Raw genomic sequence first — 10,791 nt, forward strand, 5'->3', positions numbered from 1 at the left:
ATCGCCTGGAATCGATGTGTGGCCGTCTCAGTTGGTCATCACAGAGGTTTCACACCATGCTTGATTACCGTAGTGCCCTACGTACCAATGCCGCCCCCCATCGTGTGGGAGGTCAGCAATGAGCACCCCCACCTCAGCAAAAACCATTGGCGCCCAAACCTTCGCAGATTGTGGCGAGGAAAAAGCCCATTTAAAGCTGTTCCGCGTCAACGCCGGCGTGCCGATTCAGGAAGCCCTGGAACACGCAGCGCACGTTCTCTACTACGCAAAAATGCTCTCGCTTGAAGCCGCCATGGACCCCAAGGCGGAGAAGTTCGCGTTTGCCTCGCACTACCTGTGTGACATGGGCAAGGCGATCATTGATGACCTGCTCCTGGCCTTGCAGCCAGACAGCCCAACCCCGCAGTAAATAGCGTTGCCTGGCGCCCGGCATGACCGATCGGGCGTCTGTTCATCATTGCGCTTCCCATCTCTCCCCCGTCCGACGCCGATCTGTTTCAACAGTTTTCTAAATCCAGCCTCCGAACCCTGAAAATCAAAGGGGCCGCAGGGTGTTTAAACACTTTTGAAATAACGGGCAATACCCCTGAAATTTGGCGCTGGCTAACGATGGTTACTCTCTATTTCCCCATCGATAGGGACGCCGTTATGCGGCTCAACCAATTCAGGACGATAGCCATGCGTTTGATTCAACGGAATGACCGCGAGCAATTAGGAATACGGCTTAGCCAAGTCGAATCGCCTTTTTTGCTGCATCCCGTGTGAGGAGCGCTTTTATGAGTGCTTCATTTTTTCTCATGCACGGCCTGCATGTTCGTTCGAACGGCAAAGCTTGGACCCGTGAGAGAACGCTAAGAGCAGTGGAACGCGGCGATCTATTGCTGGTGATGCAAAACCCTTTCAGCCCATTAAGCAAAGCCCCCTCGGGAACGTACTCACACACCACGGGTAAAGGGCGCAGAGGCGGCTTGCATAAGCGCCAAGTGAGTGAACCACTGCCCTTACCGACCAGCCCGCCGTCATCAAGGCCTCACCCCCAAGAGCCGGGCTTTTACATCGTGCCGAAAAGCACAACGGTTGATCAGTTAAAGACCACACTTTTCCCATTACCCAGCAGTGCCGTGCTTGAAAAGTTTCAATCGCTGAACCCAAATCTCAGCGACGTTAAAGCGGGTTCAATGATCGTGCTGAGCGATCCGAACAACTTTAGATGTACCCGTGAAGACGCCCAACTGATGGCAGCCGCAGCCCAAACCAACAAGGCGTTGGCGCCCCTCAGTAAAGATGAGGCGGACTTCATGCAGCGCCATCGTGAGGAAATTCAAAGCTTCCTGGCCCTGGGTTCGACCGCCATTGGCGCTGGCGAGGCTATGTTTGCCAGGAACCTCGAAAACCTTAAAAGTACCCTTCGGGGCATCGAGGCATTGCATCAAAACGCGTTCCTTAAGGATGGGCATCTACGCTCAGCCGAGTTTTTCAGCGAACGCAAACGCCTGCTTACCCAACTCGATACGCAGCTGTCATCCCTCGTGCGCAAAGGCATCGGCTTGCCCGATCACCCAAACCTCAAATCGGCGTTAGGTATCTCCAGCCGAAGCCTCGTGCATCAATGGACACAGGCGGGTGCACCTGGGCAGATACCTGGGTATGCCACCCACATTCACGGGATAACGAGGGCCGCAAAGGTCATCAAGTATGGCGGTTGGATTGGCACGGGGGTCGGTGGCGGTGCTGCATACATGAAGGTGCAAAACGTCTGTTCCGCCGGCAATGCTGACGCCTGCGAGAAGGTCAAATTTACCGAGACGGGTAACTTTTTCGGCGCATTAGGGGGTGGTGCAATCGCAGGGGCGGCAATGTCCAGTTCCGTGGCGACCGGCCTGTGCGTTGCACTGGGCGTCCCCACGGGCGGCACTGCTACCTTGGCGTGTGCTCTGGTCGCCGTTGGGGTGGGGTCTGCTGCGGGGGGCACGCTGGGGGGAACTGCTGGCGAGTGGGCCGGGGAAAAAATTTATGAGGTCGTCAAATGAGTTTAGGTTTAGGCGACAAAGTGCTGTTGAGCATTATTCTGGCTGATTTTGTCGGTATTTTTCTCTGGATTGGTGCCTGTCTGCATTTGGCCCATACGAAGGCAGACCTGATGCTGGAACACCTGAAAAACAGTCCGGCGACCGCGAGTTGGGCGTCGCCTAACCAAGGTGGCCCTTGGAGTAAATTGCTGCTGATAGGGGGCATTGCCGGACTCGTGACATTTCCGAGCTTTCAACTCAAAAAAGGACAGCTGAGCGCCAACGATTTGGAAAGCTTCCCTCCAAATCTCAAGCGCAAGCTGGCGATTTTGCAGTGGTGCATGATTGGCCTTTTATTGGTCATGGTTAGTTTTGGCATAATCATCAAGGCAGGCCTAGTTTAATCATCCAGCGCCAAAAAACCTCGTGTCGTGAAAGCGAGCTCGGCACCATCTGCCAAGCCTCAGGAAAACTATTCGCTATATTAATTATCTCTATAACCTATAAAAAACTACCAATTTTCACAGTAGAAAATTTGTGACGTCAGCATTCAAAATGGCTAACACCCATAATCTCGAAAGCAGAGATTAAATCTACGCCGACAAAAGCAAACTACAAGAGAGAACCAAAATGACCAAGTACACACTCCAACTTTCCGACTTGACGTTTCACAGCGATATAATCAATTCACCCCTCCCTGCTTTAGTTAGCTTCACGGCCACTTGGTGCGGGCCTAGCAAGGCTCTCGGTCCAATTATTGATCAAATTGCCGAAGAATATGATGGGAGATTCAAAGTGGGCAACCTTGACATTGGTGACTCTCCCGCGACGTCACAAAAATACGGAATACGTTCAAGTCCCACAGTGTTAGTTTTAAAAAATGGGGCCATAGCTGCGCAACACGTTGGCTTGGCATCAAAGCAAAAAATAGAAGATCTTATGAAGGCTAGCTTATAAAAAAACTACGGGGCTGTTGCGGCCCCGTCAACTCCAGCATTAGTGTCAATCCACATAGCGTTACCAGCCGATCCTTCGATCATTTCTCAGCCACTCATTCACCTGTATAAACAACTGCTGAATCGGCCGTATCTCATTATTCATATACACCCGGTCAATCTTCTCCACATCCCCAAACCCCGCCGCATTCTCCGGCATGCACCCCGCCAACGCCGGGTTCATCCGCCAGGCTGCAATCACGTCATTACGCGTGATGTTCTTGATCCGCTCAAACTCATCCTTGGTCGCGATATCCCCCACCGGGATGATTTGAATCGCCTTATCCCCTCCCCCCGGAATGTTCACAAACAACGAGCGAAAATTTCCCACCCCCTTGCTCGCACCAATCTGGCTTTGCATCCGCTCTTCATCCGCTTCCGACAGGTTGGGGTCATTGGTGTAGAAAATGAACCCCGCGTGCGCGCCGTTGTTGTAATACCGGCGCCGAAACAAGGTGGCCGATTCGTTGAGCAACAACGCATGCATCCCGCCCAGGTAATCCGGTACGCCGTAGATGTTCTGTTCCACGTCGTAGTCCATCACATGCTCCACCAGGCCCTCTTCAAAGTGCAGTTGCTTACCGCCCGGCAAAAGCAGCACAAACCAGGCCGAGGGTACGAGGCTGAGGTTAAATCCGTAGCCCGCCCCGGCAACAGTGAATGATCAGCACAAATCCCATGTGGGAGCTGGCTTGCCTGCGATAGCGGCCGGTCAGTCAACATCACTGTCGCCTGTGCCGCCGTCATCGCAGGCAAGCCAGCTCCCACAGAAAATCCTTGGTGTGTCAGGGGTTGAGGCGGCAGCCTTGGCGATCACCCAGCCACCGCGCCGTGTGCGTGCGCCCTAAGCCGCTTGCCGTGACTTCACTGCGTTCCGGCGAGTCGGTGAACGCGCTGGTCGGCACGTACTGCTTCACATACCCCAGGCAATAGTCCGCCGGGTTGTTCTCCACATACCGGCACGAGCAATACTCCTTGGCCGTGTACGCCGCGATGATGTCGGGGAAGGCTTGCAGGTTGACGCGTTCGTGCCACACCCAGCCCGGCAGGGCGAGTAACAGCAGCAAAAACACGCTGATAAACGGATGACGTCGGATCATGGTTGCACCGCCGCCAGCACGCGTTTGAGCAGTTCGTTATGGCGGTAAGTGCCGTCACGGTCATCGCCATAACGCACAATCACCAGGTGTTCGTCGGGCAGCACGAACAGCGCCTGGCCCCAGTGGCCGAGGGCGGCGAAGGTGTCGGCGGGCGCATCGGGCCAGGGTCTCGGGGCGCCTTGAACCTCGAGGTTGAGCCACCATTGCCCGCCGGGGACGGCTTCGTCCTGGCCGGCCTGGTATTTGTCGAACGGCTGGCGGTTGAAGGCCACCCACTCTTCAGGCAGTAATTGCTGCTCTCCCCAACGACCGTCGCGCGCCATCAGCAGGCCGACCCGCGCCAAGTCGCGAGCCGTCAGGTAGGCGTAGGACGAGGCGACGAAGGTTTCGTCGGCATCGGTTTCCCAGGTGGCGTTGTGAATGCCCAGCGGCTTGAACAGCGCGTCCCACGGGTAACTCATATAGGCCTTGTGGCCGAGCATGCCTTTAAGGGCGGCGGACAAAATATTGCTGTCGCCACTGGAATAACGAAAGGCCTGGCCCGGTCCGGCGGCGGCCTCGGTGGCGGCGGCAAACTCGGCCATGTCGCTGCGGCCACGGGTATAAAGCATCGCCACCACCGAGGATTTCAGCGGGGCGTATTCGTAGTCTTCCTGCCAGTCCAGGCCCGAGCCCCAGTGCAGCAGGTCGGCCATGGTCACTTTGGGGTGCTGCTTCATCGGCGGGTAAAAACGTGCGGCCGGGTCAGTCAGTTTGAAGCGGTTTTCGCCATAGGCCACGCCGAGCACGGTGGCCATCAGGCTTTTGCTCACCGACCAGGTCAGGTGCGGGGTGCTGCCGGTGGTGGGCGCGCCGTAGCGCTCGTACACAATCACGCCATCGCGGATCACCAGCAGCGCATCGGTGCGGATGCCTTTACGAGTGGCGTCGTCACGCGGTGGAAAAGCGTAGGCATTCAGTGCATCGACCGCCGCGCCTTCGAGGGGCGCGTCCTTGGCCCATTCCTTGTCCGGCCAGGTGTCGGCGTGGGCGGCAGCGGTGACTAACAGCAGGGCAACGCACAACAAGCCTCGGACCATGGACGCAAACTCAAGGGGGCATTCAAGCCCGCGAGCCTAGCCCAGGCGCATGACAGATTTGCGACAGGAACGCCTGTCATCCAAGCGTCACCATAACTTCATGGAGCTGACACCGAGCCTACATAGCCTGAGTTTGGACAAACAAGTCGACCGGCCGGTACGTGGCCGGCACTCGGAGATTCGCCATGACTCAGATCGCCCGCATCAGCGACACCGGCAATGAACGCCGCCTGCAAGCCGAACGCCTGGTTGGCGCCAAGGCTTTGCAGGAAGCCCAGGCCCTGCGTTTCAACGTGTTCAGCGGCGAGTTCAACGCCAAGCTGAAAGGCGCGGAACAGGGTCTGGACATGGATGACTATGATGTTCACTGCAGCCACATCGGCGTGCGGGATTTGAACAGCGGTCGACTGGTGGCCACCACCCGTTTGCTCGACCACCAGGCCGCCAGCACCTTGGGCCGGTTCTACAGCGAAGAAGAATTCAGCCTGCACGGCTTGCTGCACTTGCAAGGCCCGATCCTGGAGATCGGCCGCACCTGCGTCGACCCGGCCTATCGCAACGGCGGCACCATCGCGGTGCTATGGGGCGAGTTGGCCGAAGTGCTCAACCAGGGCGGCTACAGCTACCTGATGGGTTGCGCGAGCATCCCGATGCACGACGGCGGCATCCAGGCCCACGCGATCATGCAGCGCCTGCGCGAACGCTACCTGTGCAACGAGCACCTGCGCGCCGAACCGAAAAAACCACTGCCGGCGCTGGACCTGCCGTCCAACGTGATCGCGGAAATGCCGCCGTTGCTCAAGGCTTATATGCGCCTGGGTGCGAAAATCTGCGGCGAGCCGTGCTGGGATGAGGATTTCCAGGTGGCCGACGTGTTCATCCTGCTCAAGCGCGATGAGTTGTGCCCGCGCTACGCCCGCCACTTCAAGGCGGCCATGTGATGGGCCGCCTGCGCATATACGGGCGCATTGCCCGGGTGCTGCTGGTGGTGGCGCTGGGGTTGAGCATGGCCAGTGTGTTTGGTGTGTTCGAGCGTTTGCGCATTGCCAACTCAATGGTGCGGCGCCAGCGTTGGTCGCGGTTTTTTATGGCACGGCTGACCAACGCCCTGCCCTTTCGCGTGACGGTACACGGTGAACTGCCGACGCGGCCGATGCTGTGGGTGAGCAATCACGTGTCCTGGACCGACATTCCGCTGCTCGGCGCGATGGCGCCGATGTCGTTTTTGTCCAAGGCCGAAGTGCGCACCTGGCCGGTGGCCGGCTGGTTGGCGGCCAAGGCCGGCAGCTTGTTTATTCGCCGTGGCTCGGGCGACAGCCAGTTGATCCGCAAGCAGATGACCCGGCACCTGGAGCAACAGCACCCGCTGCTGATGTTCCCCGAAGGCACCACCACCGACGGGCGCAGCCTGCGTACGTTCCACGGGCGCTTGCTGGCCAGTGCGATTGATGCGGATGTGTCGCTGCAACCGGTGGCGATTCGTTATTTGCGTGATGGGCAGGTGGATGCGCTGGCGCCGTTTATTGGCGATGACGATTTGCTCTCGCACCTGATGCGTCTGTTTAGTCATGACCAGGGTGATGTGGAGATTCATGTGCTCCAGCCGATTGCCTGTGCCGGGCAGGAACGTGCGGCGCTGGCGTATCAGGCGCAGCAGGCGGTGCAGAAGGCGTTGTTTGGGCCGGTGCCGGAAACTGAGCACGTGGCGGTGCGACCGGCGTTTGCTGCCTAAAGCGGGCACGGTCAAAAAATGTGGGAGCGGGCTTGCTCGCGAATGCAGTCTGTCAGCAACAAATAGGCTGACTGATACACCGCATTCGCGAGCAAGCCCGCTCCCACATTTAGATCCCACTCATCAGTTGGGCTTGTGCGAATTTCTGCAATTCGGGGTAGAACACCCGGAAGTCTTCGCTCAACGGCTCATACAACTTCCGCAACTCCTGCATCGCATACCCCAGCTCCTGTGGCTGGGTGAGCCGCCGCGAAATCCCGCGCAGCACCTGCTCCATCACCGCAAACTCGCGGTACGAGCCCAACCAATCATCCGCCGCCATATAGGGTGCAATCTGCGCCAGCCGCCCCGGCAACTGCGGCTCGGCCGCCAGCACGCGGTACACCTGCGCGGTGAAGCGCTCCAGCGGCTGGTCGGCGTACAGCGCCCAATCCCGCGCCAGGCAGTGGTCGAAAAACACATCGAGGACAATCCCGGCGTAGCGCTTGCGGGTCAGGCTGAAGCGTGACAACGCCTCACCCACCAACGGGTGGCTGTCGGTAAAGCGGTCGATCGAGCGGTGCAACTGAATCGCCGACTCGATTTGCGGGCTGAACTGGCCTTGCAGGCGGCCTTTTACAAAGTCGCCATACAGGCTGCCGAGCAATTGAGCAGGAAGTTGGCCGCCCAGGTGCAGATGTGCGAGATAATTCATGCCGCGCAGTCTACCACTGCCGATTACGTATCGTTATAACCCGATATACCGAAATAGCCTGACCTCAGATCAAAATCATATTGGTATATCGGGATAGACCGATTTAAAGTTCGCCTCATCGCGATATAACGCTGTACGAAACCGAGCAACCGCCATGTCCATCGACCTCGACGAAATAATAAAAGCCCTGGCACACCCAGTACGACGAGACATCCTCACCTGGCTGAAAGACCCGAAGGTGCAGTTCCCCGAGCAGGTGCACAACCATGAATACGGCATTTGTGCCGGGCAGATCGACCAGCGTTGCGGCTTGTCCCAATCGACCGTATCGGCGCACCTGGCCACCTTGCAACGCGCCGGGTTGATCAGCAGCCAAAAGGCCGGGCAGTGGCACTTTTTCAAACGCAACGAGGCAACCATCCAGGCCTTCCTCGCGGCGCTCATCACCGAACTCAGCGCTGACGAAAACGCAGCGCTGTAACAAGGAAATACCCATGCCTCTCTCGCTACTCATACTGGCCCTCAGCGCCTTTGCCATCGGCACCACCGAGTTCGTCATCATGGGCTTGCTGCCCGATGTGGCGGCGGACTTGGGCGTGTCGATCCCCGGCGCCGGCTGGCTGGTGACCGGCTACGCCCTGGGCGTGGCCATCGGCGCGCCGTTCATGGCACTGGCCACCGCCAGGCTGCCACGCAAGGCCGCGCTGGTAGCGTTGATGGGCATCTTTATTGTCGGCAACCTGCTCTGCGCCCTGGCCAGTGACTACAACGTGCTGATGTTTGCCCGTGTGGTCACCGCGCTGTGCCACGGTGCGTTCTTCGGTATCGGTTCGGTGGTGGCGGCCAACCTGGTGCCGGCCAACAAACGGGCTTCGGCCGTGGCGTTGATGTTCACCGGTTTGACCCTGGCCAACGTGCTCGGCGTGCCGCTGGGCACCGCGCTGGGCCAGGCCACCGGCTGGCGCTCCACGTTCTTTGCCGTCACGGTGATCGGCGTAATCGCGCTGATCGGCCTGATCCGCTTTCTGCCCGCCAAGCGTGACGAAGAAAAACTCGACATGCGCGCCGAACTTAAAGCCCTTAAAGGCGCCGGCATCTGGTTGTCGCTGACCATGACGGCATTGTTCTCCGCGTCGATGTTCACCCTCTATACGTACGTCGCGCCGCTGCTCGGCGATGTCACCGGCGTGTCGCCCAAGGGCGTGACCTGGACCCTGCTGCTGATCGGCCTGGGCCTGACCGTCGGCAACATCATCGGCGGCAAGCTGGCGGATAAACGCCTGGCGGCCACCCTGATCGGCGTGTTTATCAGCATGGCAGTGGTCTCCACGGTGCTGACCTGGACGAGCGTCGCGGTGATCCCGACGGAAATCACCCTGTTCCTGTGGGCCACCGCCTCGTTTGCCGCCGTACCGGCGCTGCAGATCAACGTGGTGACCTTCGGCAAGGCCGCTCCGAACCTGGTGTCCACCTTGAATATCGGCGCCTTCAACATCGGCAACGCCCTCGGCGCCTGGGTCGGCGGCAGCGTGATTGCCCACGGTTTCGGCCTGACCAGCGTGCCTTTGGCGGCAGCGGCCCTGGCGATCCTGGCCCTGCTGGTGACCTTGATGACTTTCCGTCAGAGCGGCGATGCCGACCTGGCCCCTGCGACCAACTGATCAATCCACTTAAAGAGAAGGGTGTTTTCCCATGACGACTATTTTCGATCCGATCACACTGGGCGACCTGCAATTGTCCAACCGCATCATCATGGCGCCGCTGACCCGCTGCCGCGCCGATGAAGGCCGCGTACCCAATGCGCTGATGGCCGAGTACTACGTGCAACGCGCTTCCGCCGGGCTGATCCTCAGCGAAGCCACCTCCGTGACGCCGCTGGGCGTTGGCTACCCGGACACTCCCGGCATCTGGTCCAACGACCAGGTACGCGGCTGGGCCAATGTCACCAAGGCCATCCACGGCGCGGGCGGCAAGATCTTCCTGCAGCTGTGGCACGTGGGCCGTATCTCCCATGAGTCGTACCTGAACGGCGAAACCCCGGTGGCGCCGAGTGCCATCCAGCCTAAAGGCCACGTCAGCCTGGTTCGCCCGCTGGCCGACTACCCGACGCCGCGCGCCCTGGAAAGCGCTGAAATCGCCGACATCGTTGACGCTTACCGCGTCGGTGCCGAGAACGCCAAGGCGGCAGGCTTTGACGGCGTGGAGATCCACGGCGCCAACGGCTACCTGCTCGACCAGTTCCTGCAAAGCAGCACCAACCAGCGCACCGATAACTACGGCGGCTCCCTGGAAAACCGCGCTCGCCTGCTGCTGGAAGTGACCGACGCGGCCATCGAAGTCTGGGGCGCCGGCCGTGTGGGTGTGCACCTGGCCCCCCGCGCCGACTCCCATGACATGGGCGACGATAACCTGGCGGAAACCTTCACCTACGTCGCCAGCGAGCTGGGCAAGCGTGGCATCGCGTTTATCTGCTCCCGTGAAAAAGAAGCCGGCGACAGCCTCGGCCCACAGCTGAAAAAAGCCTTCGGCGGCGCGTACATCGCCAACGAACGCTTCACCAAAGACAGCGCCAACGCCTGGCTGGCGGCCGGCAAGGCCGATGCGGTGGCCTTCGGCGTGCCGTTCATTGCCAACCCGGACCTGCCGGCGCGTTTGAAGGCCGATGCGCCGTTGAACGAACCGCACCCGGAAACCTTCTACGCTAAAGGCCCGGTGGGTTACATCGACTACCCGACGCTGGCGTTGTAATCGCCTGAAACGCAAAAAGCCCCGGCTGGCAACAACCGGGGCTTTTTTACACCTGCCTGAAAAACGCCGCAGATCTACTGTGGGAGGACCCGCCACCTCTTCGATGTAGCGCTGTCGCGCATCAAACTGGTTCATCGTAAGGTTGAAGAACGCGGGCGGGGCAAAGGCCGTAACCAGCACTGGTGTGTCAGCACCCGAGTGGGAGAGTGGCCTGCACGGTATCGGCGTGGAGTCATTGTCGGCACAGCAAGCTGTGACCACGTATAAGAGAGTGAATCCGCTCGCCACCGTGTACCCCGCCCGCGTCATTCAATCCTGCGAGGAATTGTCATGACGCGCAAGAACCAAAAACGTTTTGAGGTCATCCACCCTGACTGCGCTGCCGTTGATGTTGGAGGCGGTGAACATTTGGCCGCCGTTGATCCGACCAAATG

12 protein-coding genes and 1 pseudogene are annotated in these 10,791 nt (G+C 59.3%); 9 read left to right on the top strand and 4 right to left on the bottom strand.

Features of this window, described 5'->3' with window-relative positions; all coding sequences use genetic code 11:
- The first annotated feature begins 118 nt into the window (after positions 1–118).
- From BLV67_RS09925 to BLV67_RS09940, 4 genes are all read left to right on the top strand, one after another.
- Entirely contained in the window at positions 119–409 is a 291-nt protein-coding gene (locus tag BLV67_RS09925; RefSeq protein WP_069788496.1) for a DUF3077 domain-containing protein, read from the top strand.
- Positions 410–776: 367 nt separating this feature from the next.
- Positions 777–2,030, top strand: coding sequence for a hypothetical protein (locus BLV67_RS09930; protein ID WP_244160708.1), 1,254 nt, complete (start codon positions 777–779; stop codon positions 2,028–2,030).
- Positions 2,027–2,413: a hypothetical protein gene (locus tag BLV67_RS09935; RefSeq protein ID WP_069788495.1), complete on the top strand. Its 387-nt coding sequence runs from the start codon at positions 2,027–2,029 to the stop codon at positions 2,411–2,413. Before BLV67_RS09930 ends, BLV67_RS09935 begins: the two co-directional genes overlap by 4 nt.
- Positions 2,414–2,639: 226 nt before the next feature.
- Positions 2,640–2,966 carry a thioredoxin family protein gene (locus BLV67_RS09940; RefSeq protein WP_069788494.1) on the top strand — a complete coding sequence of 109 codons (327 nt, stop codon included), beginning with the start codon at positions 2,640–2,642 and terminating at the stop codon, positions 2,964–2,966.
- Positions 2,967–3,026: 60 nt separating this feature from the next.
- On the opposite strand, the pseudogene BLV67_RS09945 reads toward BLV67_RS09940, so the two are convergent.
- The 3 genes and pseudogenes from BLV67_RS09945 to BLV67_RS09955 all read right to left on the bottom strand — a co-directional run.
- Positions 3,027–3,608: pseudogene (locus BLV67_RS09945) on the bottom strand (phage portal protein); the annotation flags it as partial.
- A gap of 181 nt (positions 3,609–3,789) precedes the next feature.
- Positions 3,790–4,104 (bottom strand): amidase, encoded by a 315-nt coding sequence (locus BLV67_RS09950; protein WP_069788493.1) that lies wholly within the window; start codon positions 4,102–4,104, stop codon positions 3,790–3,792.
- Complete coding sequence (locus BLV67_RS09955) at positions 4,101–5,183, bottom strand: serine hydrolase domain-containing protein (RefSeq protein WP_069788492.1); 1,083 nt, start codon at positions 5,181–5,183, stop codon at positions 4,101–4,103. Before BLV67_RS09955 ends, BLV67_RS09950 begins: the two co-directional genes overlap by 4 nt.
- A 185-nt stretch (positions 5,184–5,368) precedes the next feature.
- On the opposite strand from BLV67_RS09955, the gene olsB reads away from it, so the two are divergent.
- Positions 5,369–6,124, top strand: a complete 756-nt coding sequence (gene olsB / locus BLV67_RS09960; RefSeq protein ID WP_017137255.1) for an L-ornithine N(alpha)-acyltransferase — start codon at positions 5,369–5,371, stop codon at positions 6,122–6,124.
- Positions 6,124–6,915, top strand: a complete 792-nt coding sequence (locus BLV67_RS09965; protein ID WP_069788491.1) for a lysophospholipid acyltransferase family protein — start codon at positions 6,124–6,126, stop codon at positions 6,913–6,915. The genes olsB and BLV67_RS09965 overlap by 1 nt, the downstream gene beginning before the upstream one ends.
- A gap of 109 nt (positions 6,916–7,024) precedes the next feature.
- On the opposite strand, the gene BLV67_RS09970 is transcribed toward BLV67_RS09965, so the two are convergent.
- Positions 7,025–7,609: an acyl carrier protein phosphodiesterase gene (locus tag BLV67_RS09970; protein ID WP_069788490.1), complete on the bottom strand. Its 585-nt coding sequence runs from the start codon at positions 7,607–7,609 to the stop codon at positions 7,025–7,027.
- 154 nt (positions 7,610–7,763) lie between these two features.
- On the opposite strand from BLV67_RS09970, the gene BLV67_RS09975 reads away from it, so the two are divergent.
- Genes BLV67_RS09975 through BLV67_RS09985 form a run of 3 tightly spaced genes read left to right on the top strand, consistent with a single transcriptional unit; the run spans position 7,764 to position 10,357 of the window.
- Entirely contained in the window at positions 7,764–8,090 is a 327-nt protein-coding gene (locus BLV67_RS09975; protein WP_017137252.1) for an ArsR/SmtB family transcription factor, read from the top strand.
- A gap of 13 nt (positions 8,091–8,103) precedes the next feature.
- Entirely contained in the window at positions 8,104–9,270 is a 1,167-nt protein-coding gene (locus BLV67_RS09980) for an MFS transporter (RefSeq protein ID WP_069788489.1), read from the top strand.
- A gap of 31 nt (positions 9,271–9,301) precedes the next feature.
- The gene (locus BLV67_RS09985) at positions 9,302–10,357 is read left to right on the top strand and encodes an alkene reductase (RefSeq protein ID WP_069788488.1); all 1,056 of its coding nucleotides are present in this window, start codon (positions 9,302–9,304) and stop codon (positions 10,355–10,357) included.
- The last annotated feature ends 434 nt before the right edge of the window (positions 10,358–10,791 follow it).

This window comes from Pseudomonas salomonii, assembly GCF_900107155.1.
Classification (GTDB): Bacteria; Pseudomonadota; Gammaproteobacteria; order Pseudomonadales; family Pseudomonadaceae; genus Aquipseudomonas; species Aquipseudomonas salomonii.

Coding starts and splice junctions, on each gene's coding strand:
- BLV67_RS09940 (WP_069788494.1), top strand. CDS start 2,640: ATGACCAAGTACACACTCCAACTTTCCGACTTGACGTTTCACAGCGAT.
- BLV67_RS09955 (WP_069788492.1), bottom strand. CDS start 5,183: ATGGTCCGAGGCTTGTTGTGCGTTGCCCTGCTGTTAGTCACCGCTGCC.
- BLV67_RS09930 (WP_244160708.1), top strand. CDS start 777: ATGAGTGCTTCATTTTTTCTCATGCACGGCCTGCATGTTCGTTCGAAC.
- BLV67_RS09935 (WP_069788495.1), top strand. CDS start 2,027: ATGAGTTTAGGTTTAGGCGACAAAGTGCTGTTGAGCATTATTCTGGCT.
- BLV67_RS09970 (WP_069788490.1), bottom strand. CDS start 7,609: ATGAATTATCTCGCACATCTGCACCTGGGCGGCCAACTTCCTGCTCAA.
- olsB (WP_017137255.1), top strand. CDS start 5,369: ATGACTCAGATCGCCCGCATCAGCGACACCGGCAATGAACGCCGCCTG.
- BLV67_RS09950 (WP_069788493.1), bottom strand. CDS start 4,104: ATGATCCGACGTCATCCGTTTATCAGCGTGTTTTTGCTGCTGTTACTC.
- BLV67_RS09980 (WP_069788489.1), top strand. CDS start 8,104: ATGCCTCTCTCGCTACTCATACTGGCCCTCAGCGCCTTTGCCATCGGC.
- BLV67_RS09925 (WP_069788496.1), top strand. CDS start 119: ATGAGCACCCCCACCTCAGCAAAAACCATTGGCGCCCAAACCTTCGCA.
- BLV67_RS09985 (WP_069788488.1), top strand. CDS start 9,302: ATGACGACTATTTTCGATCCGATCACACTGGGCGACCTGCAATTGTCC.
- BLV67_RS09975 (WP_017137252.1), top strand. CDS start 7,764: ATGTCCATCGACCTCGACGAAATAATAAAAGCCCTGGCACACCCAGTA.
- BLV67_RS09965 (WP_069788491.1), top strand. CDS start 6,124: ATGGGCCGCCTGCGCATATACGGGCGCATTGCCCGGGTGCTGCTGGTG.